General features: G+C 67.6%; 12 protein-coding genes. 8 read left to right on the top strand and 4 right to left on the bottom strand.

Annotation, left to right across the window (positions count from 1 at the left end; genetic code table 11):
- Nucleotides 1-201: 201 nt before the first annotated feature.
- Nucleotides 202-1,230, top strand: a complete 1,029-nt coding sequence (locus tag RN51_RS16145; RefSeq protein ID WP_045265063.1) for a 6-phosphofructokinase — start codon at nucleotides 202-204, stop codon at nucleotides 1,228-1,230.
- Between the two features lie 192 nt (nucleotides 1,231-1,422).
- On the opposite strand, the gene RN51_RS16150 is transcribed toward RN51_RS16145, so the two are convergent.
- Both RN51_RS16150 and RN51_RS16155 read right to left on the bottom strand, forming a co-directional pair.
- Nucleotides 1,423-2,031, bottom strand: a complete 609-nt coding sequence (locus RN51_RS16150) for a DUF559 domain-containing protein (protein WP_231579330.1) — start codon at nucleotides 2,029-2,031, stop codon at nucleotides 1,423-1,425.
- A 633-nt stretch (nucleotides 2,032-2,664) separates the two neighbouring features.
- Nucleotides 2,665-4,764, bottom strand: coding sequence for a S9 family peptidase (locus RN51_RS16155; RefSeq protein ID WP_045265065.1), 2,100 nt, complete (start codon nucleotides 4,762-4,764; stop codon nucleotides 2,665-2,667).
- Nucleotides 4,765-4,919: 155 nt separating this feature from the next.
- Between RN51_RS16155 and RN51_RS16160 the strand changes: the two genes are divergently transcribed.
- From RN51_RS16160 to RN51_RS16175, 4 genes are all read left to right on the top strand, one after another.
- Complete coding sequence (locus RN51_RS16160) at nucleotides 4,920-6,311, top strand: inorganic phosphate transporter (RefSeq protein ID WP_045265066.1); 1,392 nt, start codon at nucleotides 4,920-4,922, stop codon at nucleotides 6,309-6,311.
- Nucleotides 6,308-6,643, top strand: a complete 336-nt coding sequence (locus tag RN51_RS16165) for a hypothetical protein (RefSeq protein ID WP_045265067.1) — start codon at nucleotides 6,308-6,310, stop codon at nucleotides 6,641-6,643. Before RN51_RS16160 ends, RN51_RS16165 begins: the two co-directional genes overlap by 4 nt.
- Nucleotides 6,644-6,702: 59 nt before the next feature.
- Nucleotides 6,703-7,623, top strand: a complete 921-nt coding sequence (locus RN51_RS16170) for a phosphodiesterase (RefSeq protein WP_045265068.1) — start codon at nucleotides 6,703-6,705, stop codon at nucleotides 7,621-7,623.
- Nucleotides 7,624-7,684: 61 nt separating this feature from the next.
- Nucleotides 7,685-9,145 carry an aspartate ammonia-lyase gene (locus RN51_RS16175; protein ID WP_045265069.1) on the top strand — a complete coding sequence of 487 codons (1,461 nt, stop codon included), beginning with the start codon at nucleotides 7,685-7,687 and terminating at the stop codon, nucleotides 9,143-9,145.
- A 63-nt stretch (nucleotides 9,146-9,208) separates the two neighbouring features.
- Here the strand turns inward: RN51_RS16175 and RN51_RS16180 are convergent, their stop codons facing one another.
- Complete coding sequence (locus tag RN51_RS16180) at nucleotides 9,209-10,078, bottom strand: fumarylacetoacetate hydrolase family protein (RefSeq protein ID WP_045265070.1); 870 nt, start codon at nucleotides 10,076-10,078, stop codon at nucleotides 9,209-9,211.
- Nucleotides 10,079-10,166: 88 nt separating this feature from the next.
- On the opposite strand from RN51_RS16180, the gene RN51_RS16185 reads away from it, so the two are divergent.
- The 3 genes from RN51_RS16185 to RN51_RS16195 all read left to right on the top strand — a co-directional run bounded on the left by RN51_RS16185 (nucleotide 10,167) and on the right by RN51_RS16195 (nucleotide 12,836).
- Nucleotides 10,167-11,501, top strand: coding sequence for a PrsW family intramembrane metalloprotease (locus RN51_RS16185; protein WP_231579331.1), 1,335 nt, complete (start codon nucleotides 10,167-10,169; stop codon nucleotides 11,499-11,501).
- Between the two features lie 233 nt (nucleotides 11,502-11,734).
- Nucleotides 11,735-12,103, top strand: coding sequence for an FKBP-type peptidyl-prolyl cis-trans isomerase (locus RN51_RS16190; protein WP_045265071.1), 369 nt, complete (start codon nucleotides 11,735-11,737; stop codon nucleotides 12,101-12,103).
- A gap of 178 nt (nucleotides 12,104-12,281) precedes the next feature.
- Nucleotides 12,282-12,836, top strand: a complete 555-nt coding sequence (locus RN51_RS16195; protein WP_045265072.1) for a YceI family protein — start codon at nucleotides 12,282-12,284, stop codon at nucleotides 12,834-12,836.
- A 32-nt stretch (nucleotides 12,837-12,868) separates the two neighbouring features.
- On the opposite strand, the gene RN51_RS16200 is transcribed toward RN51_RS16195, so the two are convergent.
- Nucleotides 12,869-14,161: an MFS transporter gene (locus RN51_RS16200; protein WP_082066631.1), complete on the bottom strand. Its 1,293-nt coding sequence runs from the start codon at nucleotides 14,159-14,161 to the stop codon at nucleotides 12,869-12,871.
- Between the last annotated feature and the right edge of the window lie 67 nt (nucleotides 14,162-14,228).

Here is a 14,228-nt window from a genome sequence, read left to right on the forward strand (position 1 = left end):
CTCAAGAACCGCTGTTCTTAACGCGAGATCGAGGCTCGCAAGGGCGCCGATCGGGAAGTTCGTCGATATCGGCGGATGGAGTCGTCAAGATCGACGCTTTTCGTCGCGCCCGAATGGCGCCCGAGCATGCCGGGGCGCTAGGGTCGATCGAAGGCAGCGTCGCCTTTTCCCCCCATTCCCCGAACGTCTGAAGGCACCAGCATGAAGATCGGCATCCTGACGAGCGGTGGCGACTGCCCCGGCCTCAACGCGGTCATCCGCGGCATCGTGCTCAAGGGCACCACCACCTACGACCTGGAGTTCGTCGGCATCCGCGACGGCTGGCGTGGTCTGGTCGACGGGGACTTCATGCCGCTGACCCGACATGAGGTGAAGGGCCTGTCGAAGGTCGGCGGGACCATTCTCGGCACCAGCCGCACCAACCCGTACGAGGGAGAGCGCGGGGGAGCGGACAACATCGCGAAGACCCTCTACGGGCACAAGATCGACGGAATCATCGCGATCGGCGGGGAAGGGACACTCGCCGCAGCAGACCGCCTCGCGAAGGACGGGATCAAGGTCATCGGCGTCCCCAAGACGATCGACAACGACCTGCAGGCCACGGACTACTCGTTCGGCTTCGACACCGCGGTGAACATCGCCACGGATGCCATGGACCGTCTTCGCACGACCGGTGATTCGCACCAGCGCTGCATGGTCGCGGAGGTCATGGGGCGGCACGTCGGCTGGATCGCGCTGCACGCCGGCATGGCCGCTGGTGCGCACGTGATCTGCATCCCCGAGGTGCCGATGTCCATCGACGACATCACGGAGCTCGTGACCAGCGCCCATGACCGCGGACGCGCACCCCTGGTCGTCGTCTCGGAGGGCTTCAAGCTGCTCGGGATGGACGAGGCATACAGCGACAAGGGGCTCGACGCCTTCAATCGTCCGCGCCTCGGCGGCATCGGCGACCAGCTCGCCCCAGAGATCGAGCGCATCACCGGCATCGAGACGCGTGCGACGATCCTCGGACACATCCAGCGTGGCGGATCGCCCTCCGCTTTCGACCGTGTGCTCGCGACGCGGCTCGGACTGCATGCCGCTGACGCGATCGTCGACGGTGCGTGGGGCCAGATGGTCGCGATGCAGGGTACCGACATCGTGCGCGTGCCGTTCGCGGACGCACTCGGCGAGCTGAACACCGTTCCCCGCTACCGCTACGACGAAGCCGCCGCGCTCTTCGGTTGAGCCCGGGTCTCGCTGTCCGCCCGCGTCGGGTCAGGCGATCGCGCCGGAACAGGCAACCCTGTGCGAGGGTGGCCTGATCTCGCGTGTTGGCCTGTTCTCGCGCGTGCGACGCTGCATCGCGGTGTGAGGTCGGCCCTGGACGCGCTGCACCTGCACGCTCGGGCTGCACGTCCGGCGGGACTGAGCGGAGGATCAGCCCTGCGTGCGGTGCCGGTGCAGTCCCTGGGCGATGGCTACCTGAACGGTCTGTTCGACGTATCGGGGGTCGTGGAGCACCTGTTGGACGTCGAATCTGAGGACTGTGTACCCGCGTAGCGCGAGTCGGGCATCCGCGCGGATGTCGCGACGTCGATCCTTGGCTGCGCTGTGGTGCGCGAAACCATCGATCTGGATGCCGAGGCATTCGCCGATCATCGCGTCGAGTGGATGTCCGTCGACCCACACCTGCTGTCGTACTTCCACGCCGATCCCACGCATGAGCGAGACGAACGCCGTCTCGGGCCCTGAGTCGGATCGGCCGCTGACGCACACGGTGAGGTCGTCCGCGGCGCGGGACCGCCACCGCACCCTCGCGAGGACATCGATATCCACGGCCTCCCTGCGTACCGCTGCTTCCCAGATGGTGAGGGCGTCGACCGGAGGCAGACACCGCGCCACATGGAAGAGCACGTTCAGAGCGGGCTCCTCGGTGGCCCGCCGATGCACGGGCACCGGTCCACGCGCACGATGGACGAGAAGGCCGGACGCATCGAATCGCGAAGCGCTGTGGGGCAGTGCGACATGCAACGCGTCCGTTGGCACGTCCCACCACCCTCGGACGCTCGCGGCGCTCACGCACGTCACGCGCCCGCCGACGGAGGCAGCGCTCACTCGCCGCGGATCGCACCGAGGAGTGACGACCCACGAGCGGCGTACGTACCTCAACCGGCCCTCCCGGACGGCGCGCCGCACGCTGTGCTCGCTGAAGCCCGCTGCTCGGAGCACCGACGTGTGCGCGATCCCGTTGTGCAAGTGAACCCACTCTTCGACTGTCGTTTTCGGCACACGTCGAGCCTGCCTCGTACCGAGGGGCGACAGCGCCGCTCTGCGCGCGGACGGAGGACACGAGACAGCGAGGAGCCAATCGTGCAGGAGTAGTCCGCTACCCCCGAGTCCTCGGGCGAGCGGACGACGGGGCGAGCGGACAACGGGGCGAGCGGACAACGGGGCGGCAGGCTATCGCGCCGCAACAGGCAGCTTGCCTCGAACCCCGCCTGTTCTGGCGTGATCGCCTGTTCTCGCGCACGCTCACCCCCGCGCGCGAAGGCTCACGCCAGCGCGCGCACGCATACCCGCACGGACGCTCCCGCGCACGCTCACCCGCTTACCCGCACGCTTACCCGCACGCCCGCACGCTCACCCGCGAACGCGAGCACCCGCGAACGTGCGCCGGTGTCACACCTCGGCGAGGCCGAGCGTGTCGAGGAGCCAGGCGAGTTCGAACGCCCGCTCCTTCCAGGAGTTGTAGCGTCCGCTCACACCGCCGTGCCCGGCGACCATCTCGCACTTCAGCAGCACATCGGCAGCTCCGGCTTCGCGCAGACGAGCCACCCACTTCGCCGGTTCCACGTAGAGCACCCTGGTGTCGTTCAGCGAGGTGACCGCGAGGATCCGTGGGTACTCGACACCGTCGCGGACGTTCTCGTAGGGGCTGTACGACTTCATGTACGCGTAGACCTCCGGGTCGTGGAGCGGGTCACCCCACTCGTCCCACTCGATCACGGTGAGGGGGAGCGAGGGGTCGAGGATCGTCGTCAAGGCGTCCACGAACGGTACCCCGGCGAGGATCCCGGCGAACAGCTCGGGTGCGAGGTTCGTCACGGCGCCCATGAGCAGACCACCGGCGCTGCCGCCCTCTGCCACCATCCGGTTCGGAGTGGTCACACCCGTCTCGACGAGGTGCTCGCCGCAGGAGACGAAGTCCGTGAAGGTGTTGCGCTTGTGGAGGAGCTTGCCGTCCTCGTACCACTGCCGACCCATCTCGCCGCCGCCGCGCACATGCGCCACGGCGAAGACGACCCCGCGGTCCAGCTCGGAGAGGCGGGCGACGGAGAATCCGGGATCGATGGAGTGCTCGTACGATCCGTAGCCGTACAGGTGCACGGGGCGCGGTTCCGCTCCCGGCTCTCCGAAGGAGCGCTTCCAGACGAGGGAGATCGGCACACGGACTCCGTCGGCGGCGGTCGCCCAGTCGCGTCGCTGGCCGTAGTCCCCGGGGTCGTAGCCGCCCAGCACCGGCACCTGCTTTCGCAGCACGAGTCCCCTGGTGGCCAGGTCGAGGTCGTACACGGTTCCCGGCGTCACGAAAGAGGTGTACCCGAGGCGGAGGAACGGGGAGTGCCATTCCGGGTTGCCGCTCACGCCCGCCGAGTAGAGCGGTTCGTCGAAGGCGAGTTCTTCGACGAGGTCTGTGGCGTAGTCGAGCAGACCCACGCGCTCCAGTCCTTCGCGGCGGTACTCCACGGTCGCGAAGTCACGGAACGCGTCAACTCCGAGAAGGCGCCTTCCCTGTTCATGGGCGAGCACCACGTGTCGGGCACCCTGCGGGTCGGAGGCCGCCACGGAGACCAGCTCGAAGTCGAGCGCGCCGTCGTTGTGGAGCACGAGCAGTCGGTCCTCGCCGTCCACGACCGCGTGCTCGACCGAGTACTCGACCTCTTCGCGACGTGGCCAGACGAGGCGCGGTTCGGCGGTGAGGTCGCCGTGCAGATCGACCAGATACTCCTCGCTCGTGATGCTCGAGCCGACCGCGATCACGAGGTAGCGGCGGCTGCGGGTGATGCCTGCACCGAGCCAGAACTTCTCGTCCGGTTCGTGGAAGAGCTTCACGTCTTCGGACACCGGGGTGCCGAGCCGATGCAGCCACAGGGTGTCGGGGCGCCAGGCCTCGTCGCGGGTCGTGTAGAGCACGCCGGTGCCGTCCGGGGTGAAGAAGGCGCCGCCCGTGTTCGGGATCTCGTCGTCGAGGGTGGTGCCGGTGGCGAGGTCGCGCACGTGCACGGTGTAGAGCTCGTCGCCCTCGAAGTCCGTGGACCAGAGCAGCTTGGTCGCATCGTCGGAGGTGTCGAAGGCGCCGAGCGAGAAGAACTCGTGGCCCTCGGCCTCGATGTTGCCGTCGAGGAGCACGACCTCGCCGGGGACAGGCACTCCCGGTTCCAGGCGCGGGGGAGTCCAGTCGCCAGGCTCGGCGGCCGCGCGGCAGTGGATGCCGTATTGCGCACCCTCTTCGGTGCGGCTGTAGTACCACCAGTCGCCGCGGCGGGTCGGGACGGAGAGGTCCGTCTCCTGGACGCGACCCTTGATCTCCTCGAAGAGACGTTCTCGCAGGTCGGCCAGGTGCGCGGTCTCGGAATCGGTGTGCGCGTTCTCCGCTTCCAGATGGGAGATGACCTCTGCGGAATCCTTGGCTCGGAGCCATTCGTAGGGATCGTCGAAGGTGTCACCATGATGGGTGCGGAGCGTCGAGCGGCGGTCGGTGGCGGGAGCGTCAGTCACCGTCTCACGCTATCCCAGGTCGAGTTGACCGGCACGGGGGACGGTGGGAGGATTTACCGGGGCCGGTTAACGGAAGTCAAACCCACGGTGAACTCTTCGTTCGTCACGTCGATCCCGTCGACATCTCCTTCTTCCTCAACGACCGAAAGCGAACGGTGGAAACCGCAGCCCTCATCGTCGTGCTTGTCATCGCGCTGGCACTCTTCTTCGACTTCACCAACGGCTTTCACGACACCGCGAATGCCATGGCGACTCCGATCGCCACCGGCGCGCTGAAGCCCAAGACAGCCGTTCTCCTCGCCGCGGTGCTCAACCTCGTCGGCGCCTTCCTGTCGACGGAGGTCTCCAAGACGATCTCCGGCGGCATCATCCGCGAAGACGCGATCATCGACGCGGGGACTGATCTGTTCCTGTCACTGATCTTCGCCGGACTGATCGGCGCGATCACCTGGAACATGCTGACCTGGCTGCTCGGGTTGCCGTCGAGCTCGTCCCACGCCCTCTTCGGCGGACTGATCGGCGCGACCATGGTCGGCGCGGGGATCAGCGGCATCGACTTCGGCATGGTGCTCTCGAAGATCGTGCTCCCGGCGCTGATCGCTCCTGTCACCGCCGGCCTCATCGCGTTCGCGGCCACCAAGATCGCCTACTCGATCACCCGCCGCTACGACGGGAAGCCCGATGGGCGCGACGGCTTCCGGTGGGGGCAGATCTTCACGTCGTCCCTGGTCGCGCTCGCACACGGCACGAACGACGCGCAGAAGACCATGGGTGTGATCACGCTGGCGATGATCACCATCGGATGGCAGTCCGGCGCGCACCACGAGCCCGAGCTCTGGGTCATCATCGCGTGTGCGTTCACGATCGCTCTCGGCACCTACCTCGGCGGCTGGCGCATCATCCGCACGCTCGGCAAGGGGCTCACCGACGTCAAGCCGGCGCAGGGCTTCGCCGCGGAGAGCTCGACCGCGGCCACCATCCTCGCCTCCAGTGCCCTCGGCTTCGCGCTCTCCACGACGCAGGTGGCCTCCGGCTCGGTCATCGGGTCCGGTCTCGGACGCCGCGGTTCCACCGTGCGCTGGCGGACCGCGGGGCGTATCGGTGTCGGCTGGCTGCTGACCCTCCCCGCTGCGGGAGGCGTCGGAGCACTCGCGGCGCTGCTCGTGGTCTGGCTCGGCAACTGGGGTGTCGTGATCGACGCCGTCATCGCGCTGGCCATCATCCTCGGGCTGTTCATGCGGTCACGGCGCAACGCCGTCACGCCGGCGAACGCGATGAGCGACGTCGCCGAATCGGGCCGCGCGATCGAGCTGCCCGACACGCCACCGCCGACGAGGCGTCAGCAGCGCATCGAGCAGGCCAAGGCCGAGGCTCGGGCTCGCGCGGAGGCACGCGACAAGGCGAAGGCCGATGCCAAGGCCAAGGCCAAGAAGGATGCGGCAGCGAAGGCGAAGAAGAAAGCTGACGCCAAAGCGACCACCAAGGCATCGAAGACCGCGTCGCCGACGCAGAAAGCCGACGCCGACCGGAACGGAGAGTCCGAATGAGCGTCGTGATCGACTGGTATGCCTTCCTCCAGGTGTTCGCGGCCGCCCTCATCGGTGCGGCGGCCATCGTCACCTTCTACGCGTTGGGGCTGCGCCTCCTCGTGCGCAGCGGTCGCGCACCTGTCGTCAGCCCTGCCGAGTTCACCGACGCGATCACCGTGATCACGGAGAAGGAGCTGAAGCGCGCCGAGAAGCAGGCCGCGAAGGCCGCCCGCAAGAGCCCGCTGACCGAGGGACAGAAGTCCCTCGCGCTCGTCGGCGCCTACGCCTGTTTCGCTCTGTGCGGTGTCGCCGTGATCAGCGGGATCCTGCTCCTGGTGCTCGGCCACTGATCGACGGCGAGCCGTGCAGGTCCCGCTCCTGGGTCACCGGTCGGACATAGGCTGAAGCCATGTCCGCAGGATCAGGCAGCCCCTACGCGTTCGGCCGGCATGAGCTCGCGTCTCATTCACTCATCCATGTGAGCGACCCGCATTTCCTCGCCGGGGGCGCCAAGCTGGGGGGACGCTACGACGTCGAGGAGAACTTCGCGCGCACGCTGGAGGCGATCAGGGCGGTGCATCCGAATCCCACCGCGATCGTCGTGACCGGCGACCTCGCCGATCTGGGGGAGCCCGATGCGTACCGCCGACTCCGGGCAGCCGTGGAGCCGGTGGCCGCGGAGTTGGACACGCACGTCGTCTGGGTCGCCGGCAATCACGATGAGCGCCCGGCATTGCGTGCCGAGATGCTCGGTCTGGAGCCGACGGAAGAGCCTGTCACGGGCATCTGGGATCTCGACGGCGTCCGGCTCATCGCGCTGGACACGAGCGTGCCCGGTTGGCATCACGGCGATCTCGACGAGGGTCAGCTCACGTGGCTGGCCGAGGTGCTCGCCGACCCCGCCCCGTCCGGGACGCTGCTGGCCATGCACCATCCGCCGCTCCCGAGTCATGTGCCGCTGTTCGACATCCTCGAGCTGCGACACCAGGACGAACTCGCCGACGTGATCCGGGGGAGCGACGTCCGCGGCATCCTCGCCGGCCACCTCCACTATTCGTCCCACGGCACCTTCGCCGGGGTTCCGGTGAGCGTCGCGTCGGCGACCTGTTACACGATGAACGTCGCGCGGCCCGCAGCCGAGGTCAACGGCATGGACGCCGCACAGGCGTTCCAGCTCGTCCACGTGTACGCCGACACGATCACGCATACGGTGATCCCGGTGACCGGAGCGGAGACCGGCGAATACTTCTCGGAAGCGTGGTTGGAGCGTATGGCGCGGCTCAGCCCGGAAGAGCGACTCGAGGCCTTCTCCCGCAAACCCGCACGCTGAGCGGCGTAGACTGGGGGCATCCCCCACCCTTCTCACCCGCCACGACCCACGAGGATGTGACATGGCTTCTGCCGCGCCTACCCTGACCCGTACCGAGACCGATTCGCTCGGGAGCATGGAGATTCCCGTCGACGCGTACTGGGGGATCCATACAGCCCGCGCCGACGCGAACTTCCCGATCACGAAGCGCCCCATCTCGGTGTACCCCGACCTCGTGGTGGGTCTCGCGATGGTCAAGCAGGCGAGTGCCCGCGCGAACCGGGAGATCGGCGTGCTCGACCCCGAGCGGGCCGACCTGATCGACCGCGCAGCGCAGCGCGTGATCGACGGCGAGTTCCATGAGCAGTTCACGGTCGGCGTCATCCAGGGCGGTGCCGGAACCTCGACGAACATGAACGCGAACGAGGTCATCACCAACATCGCGCTCGAGATGGCCGGTCACGAGAAGGGCGACTACGCCTTCCTCTCGCCGATCGACCACACGAACCGGAGCCAGTCCACGAACGACGTGTACCCGACGGCGGTGAAGATCGGCCTCTCGCTGACGCTGCGTTCGCTGCTCGAGGAGCTCGACCTGCTGAGGCTGTCGTTCCTGGGCAAGTCGCGCGAGTTCCACGATGTCCTGAAGGTCGGTCGCACGCAGCTGCAGGACGCCGTGCCCATGACCCTGGGGCAGGAGTTCAACGGTTTCGCCACGACCCTCGGATACGACCACACGCGACTCACGGAGAACGCGTCCCTCATGTTCGAGATCAACATGGGCGCCACGGCGATCGGTACGGGTATCACGACCCACCCGGGATACGCCCCCGCCGTCCTCAAGCACCTGCGTGACATCACCGGTCTCGACCTGCGCACCGCCGGCGACCTCGTCGAGGCCACCAGCGACACCGGATCCTTCATGTCGTTCTCCTCGACGCTCAAGCGCAACGCGATGAAGCTCTCGAAGATCTGCAACGACCTCCGTCTGCTCTCGTCCGGCCCGCAGGCGGGTCTCGGTGAGATCAACCTCCCGGCCATGCAGGCGGGTTCGAGCATCATGCCGGGCAAGGTCAACCCGGTCATCCCCGAGGTCGTGAACCAGGTGGCGTTCGCCGTCGCCGGCGCCGACATGACCGTGACGATGGCGGCCGAGGCGGGACAGCTGCAGCTGAATGCCTTCGAGCCCGTGATCGCGCACTCGATCTTCCAGTCGATCACCTGGATGCGCCAGGCGATGTGGACCCTGCGCGTGAACTGCGTCGACGGCATCACCGCCAACCGCGACCGCCTCGGCGCCATGGTCGGCGCTTCGGTGGGTGTCATCACGGCCCTCACGCCCTTCATCGGCTACGCGGCCGCCGCCGCTCTGGCGAAGACGGCTCTGCTGACCAACCGCAGCGTTGCCGACCTCGTCGTCGAAGCCGGTCTGATGTCGCGCGAAGAGGTCCTCAAGCAGCTGTCGCCCGCGCGTCTCTCGGGCCTCGAGACGATCACCGCGGCGATCCCGGTGGTCGCGTCGGAGGACCTGATCGAGATCTGATCGCGCGATACGAAGAGGGGGACGGATGCGCCGCATCCGTCCCCCTCTTCGTATCGTCTGGGCTCAGTCGGTGATCCGGCAGTGCGTGGTCAGCTCGCCGATGCCGTCGATGCCGACCGTGACCGTGGAGTGGTCGCGGAGGAAGATCTGCGGGTCGCGTGAGTAGCCAGCCCCGCCGGGGCTGCCCGTGGAGATCAGGGTGCCGGGCAGCAGCGTGAGCGACTGCGACAGGTGGGCGATGAGCTTCGCCACCGATCGGACCATCTGGTCGGTGCTCGCGTCCTGCACGGTGTGGCCGTCCACGACGGTCCAGATGTGGAGGTCCTGCGGGTCGGCCACCTCGTCGGCGGTCACGGCGAAGGGGCCGGTGGGGGTGAAGCCGTCGAACGACTTGCAGCGGGACCACTGCGCCTCGGAGAACTGGACGTTCCTGGCGGTGATGTCGTTGACCACCGTGTAGCCCCAGACGTGCGACAGCGCATCGGCCTCGGAGACGTCCTTGGCAGGGGGGCCGATGAGCACACCGAGCTCGGCTTCGTAGTCGACGGCTTCGCTCAGCGACCGCGGCCATGACGTGGTCTGCTCGTGACCTGTGAGCGAGTTCGGCCACAGGGTGAAGACGGTCGGTGCCGCATCCGTCTTCAGACCGAGCTCACTGGAGTGCGCGGCGTAGTTGAGGCCGACGGCGAGCACTGCGGGCGGTGTGAGTACGGCGGAGTCGAATGTCCACCCGTCGAGTGGGTGCCGCGGCGCGGAGCTGTTCTCCAGCGCACCGCGCAGAGCGTCGAGTGCCGCTTCCCCTCCCTCGATCAGCTGCTGCAGCGTGGCAGGAGGGTCGGTCAGGAGGTCAGAGACGAGGATGGCGTCCGGGCCCTCGACCACGGCGAGAGCCGCGTGGGGGGAGTCAGGACGGCGCAGGTGAGCGAACCGCATGCTTCTACGCTACCGGGTGGGTGCGGGTCGCCGGGTGGAGGGCTTCACCATATCCGGACCACCCACGTTGTGCCCATAAGCTTTGCCTATGAGTTCCGGAGGACCGTCCCAGCCGCAGCAGCCCTCGCCGTATGCTCCTCCGCCTGCCTCGCAGTCTTCGCCCGGGCAGGTGCCACCGCGTGCATACGCGCCCGCGCCGCATCCGAGCGCGCCTCTGTCGACCACGGCGGACGGCTCCGTCACGGCGGGCCGCCCCGTCGCCGGGTATGCCTCTCCTCTGGCTCAGCCGACTCCGTACACTCCGCCCGCTCCGGTTGCCCCGTCGCCTGCGGAGTCGCTTCCCGCTCTGCCCGTGCCCACGAGGAAGGGCCGCACGATTTCGCTGTGGCTCTTCGGTGTGCTCGGCTTCCTGCTGATCGCGCTCGTGGGCTACTTCGTGTGGGCGCTCGGATCGTTCGCCTCTGTTGTCGGTCTGGTCCTCGCGCTGATACCGCTCACGATCGTGTTCCTCGGCGTGCGGCTGATCGATCGATGGGAGCCCGAGCCCAAGCGGCTGGTGGCGTTCGCCATCGCCTGGGGTGCGGTGGCTGCGGTCGGCCTCACCCTGCTGGTCGACACGGCGCTGACGCTCCTGCTCGGCTTCCGGTCGGAGGAGTTCGGTGCGGTCGTGCAGGCCCCCTTCGTCGAGGAGCTCTGGAAAGGTCTGGGCGTCTTCCTCATCTTCCTGCTCGCCCGTCGGGCGTTCGACGGACCTGTCGACGGCATCGTCTACGGTGCTCTGGTGGGAGCAGGCTTCGCCTTCACCGAGAACATCCAGTACTTCGGAGTCAGCCTGATCGAGGGCGGGGGGCAGCAGCTGACCGTGACGTTCGTCGTACGCGGACTGCTCTCTCCCTTCGCTCACGCCATGTTCACCGCGATCACCGGTTTCGCGATCGGCTTGGTGGCTCGGCGCCACGGCTCGGCGCGGTCAGCGGCCGGCGCAGGAGCGCTGGGTCTCGTCGGAGCGATCCTGCTGCACGCGCTCTGGAACGGTTCGGCGACGTTCGCGGACTTCTTCGGGCTCTACTTCACTCTTCAGGTGCCGCTGTTCATCGGTTTCATCCTGGGTATCGTCGCGCTGCGGCGCGAGGAGGCAAGGCTCACCCGCGCACGCCTGGAGGACTACGCCGCCGCGGGCTGGTTCACCCCCGAGGAGGTCACGATGCTGGCCACGCCCGCCGGGCGCAAGGTGGGACTCGCATGGGCGTCGCAGCTGCGTGGTGACCGGCGTCCGCTGATGCGATCGTTCATCAAGGACGCGACCGAGCTGGCCTCGGTCCGGCAGCGTGCGATCACCGGTCGCGACCCGATGGCCGTGAACGACGAGCGTGCGCTGCTGATCCGCACCAGGGCTACGAGGGCGGCGCTCCTGGCCTACTGACGTGCGGCCGCGGCCGAGCGCGACCATCCGCCTGTGACAAGACTCAGCGCCCGGTGCTGCGGCGATGCCTGCGAGTCTCCCGGGCGCTGAGTTGATCTGTAAACAGGGTGCACCCGGCCCCGCGCGAGTGTCAAGGGCTACTTGCCGAGGGGCGCTGAAGAAGTTGCGTGGTGTTCGCTGTGAGCAGGTGCCGACGCGTTGACCGGTCCGTGGCGCTCGGGTTGGATGGACATATGACTGATCGCACAAAGCCTGAGTTCGACGCCCCCACCGGCCCCGCACCTGCGGACCTCGTCGTCCGCGACATCATCGAGGGCGACGGTGCCGAGGCGAAGCCCGGTGACACCGTGACCGTGCACTATGCGGGGGTCGAGTTCGACTCCGGCGAAGAGTTCGACTCCTCCTGGGGTCGTGGTGAGACCATCCAGTTCCCGCTGCAGGGTCTCATCCAGGGCTGGCAGGACGGCATCCCCGGTATGAAGGTGGGTGGCCGCCGCGAACTGATCATCCCGCCGCACCTGGCCTACGGCCCGGTCGGCGGAGGCCACTTCCTCTCCGGAAAGACCCTGATCTTCATCATCGATCTCGTCGCCGTCGGCTGATCCCCGCTCGTTCCACGACGCGCCCCGCTCCTTCGCGAGTGGGGCGTTTCGTGTTTTCAGAAGAGATTCTTCATTCAGGGGAATACATGCTTGTGAATGTAAGTTGTCACAGGGGTCGCGGTGAACGCGGCCCCTGTCCCTTGCCGCAGCTGCGGCTGACGTCTCCAGAGGAGAAGCAATGACCAGCATCGACATCCCCGGCTACCGTCCCGGCACCTGGGTCCTGGACCCCTCGCACAGCGAGGTCACCTTCAGCGTCCGCCACATGATGATCTCGAAGGTGCGCGGCACCTTCGGCGTCAAGAGCGCCACCCTGATCGCTCCGGAGAACCCCCTCGAGGCCAAGGTCGAGGCGTCCGTCGACGTCACCTCGGTCGACACCAAGGACGAGGGCCGCGACCAGCACCTCCGCTCCGCAGACTTCTTCGACACCGAGAACTTCCCGACCATGGAGTTCGTCTCGACCGGCGCTCGCGCCGAGGGCGGCGACCTGTTCGTGGACGGCGACCTCACCATCCGCGGCATCACGAAGCCGGTGACTTTCGAGCTCGACTTCGGCGGCTTCGGCAGCGACCCGTGGGGCAACTACAAGGCCGGTGCCTCGGCCAAGACGGTCATCAACCGCGAGGACTTCGGCCTCACCTGGAACGCTGCGCTCGAGACCGGTGGCGTGCTCGTCGGCAAGGACGTGACGATCAGCCTCGACCTCCAGGGCGCGCTGCAGCAGGACTGACGCGACGGATCGAGACCGGAACCCCGGGCCCCTCAGGGCTCGGGGTTCTCTGCGTCATAGTCGTGGAAGCGCCGGTTGCGGCGGGCGAGCATCGCCACGAGGGCGATCACCAGGAACCCGCCGAGCATGGGAGGGAACCAGAGGCTCGTCAACGTTGCGAGCGTTCCCGCGTACAGCGCGCCGATGCGGGGTCCACCGGCGACGACCACGATGAAGAGCCCCTGGAGACGTCCGCGCATCGCATCGGGCACGGCGGCCTGCATCATGGTGTTGCGGTAGATCGAGCTGACATTGTCCGAGGCGCCGGAAAGTGCCAGCGCGATGCATGCGGCGATGATGAGCCCCACGTGCGGCATCGTCTCGCTCGCCGGTGCGGAGAACGCTCCGATAAGCAGCACGGCGCCGAAGAGCAGGATCGAGGCGCCGTACGCCTCGACAGCCCTCGCGATCCCTCGTCCGTGCCAGCGATACTGCACGACCCGACCGGAGAACAGGCTCGAGGTGAACGTCCCGACGGCGACCGCGGCCGTCAGGATGCCGGTGGTCAGTGCTCCGCCACCGAGGAGAACCGTGCCGAGCGCCGGGAACAGCACGAGCGGCTGTCCGAATGTCATCGCGATGATGTCGATGATGTACTGCATGCGGATGTTGCCGGCCTTGCGGAGGAACCGCCAGCCGTCGACCAGGGACTCGAGTCCGGGGCGGACGACCTCTCCTTCCGGCCGCAACGCCGGAAGTGTCCACAGTCCGAGGAACATCGACAGCATCAGCACCACGTCGATCGTGTAGGTCCAGCCGTATCCGGTGAGCGCGACGAGGAGGCCGGCCAGCGCCGGACCTGCCATGACGGTGAGCCCGAAGGCGACGCCGTTGAGTGCCGATGCCGCGGCGAGCTTTTCACGCGGGATGAGACGCGGGACGATCGCGGTGCGCGTCGCCATGCCCACGGAGTTGGCGGCGGAGTTGATCATGCTCAGGGCATACAGCCACCAGATCGTCTCCGTGCCCGTCCAGGTGAGCGCGGCCAGCAGAGCCGTGGAGGCGAAGGTGATGGTCGCGGCGATCAGGGCCACCCGGCGCCGGTCGAATGCGTCGGCGAGCATGCCGCCGTACAGGCCGGCGAGGATCATGGGCACGAGCCCTGCCACCGCGATCATGGAGACGGCGAAGGTGTTCTGCGTCAACTCGAACACGTGCAGCATCACCGTGACGATGGTGAGCTGGCCGCCGATGCCGGCCAGCGTCGAGCCGATCCACATCCGAGCGAACGCCGGGCTGGAAGCGAGAGGGGAGAGGTCTATCAGATGACCGCGTCGGGGGCTCACGCTTCGAACTGCTTCTGCACGATCCGAGCCTAGTTGACTGCGGCCGAGCCCCTCGGTCGCCGGTGTC

Origin of the sequence: Microbacterium oxydans (genome assembly GCF_000956405.1) — a bacterium.
GTDB lineage: Bacteria > Actinomycetota > Actinomycetes > Actinomycetales > Microbacteriaceae > Microbacterium > Microbacterium oxydans_C.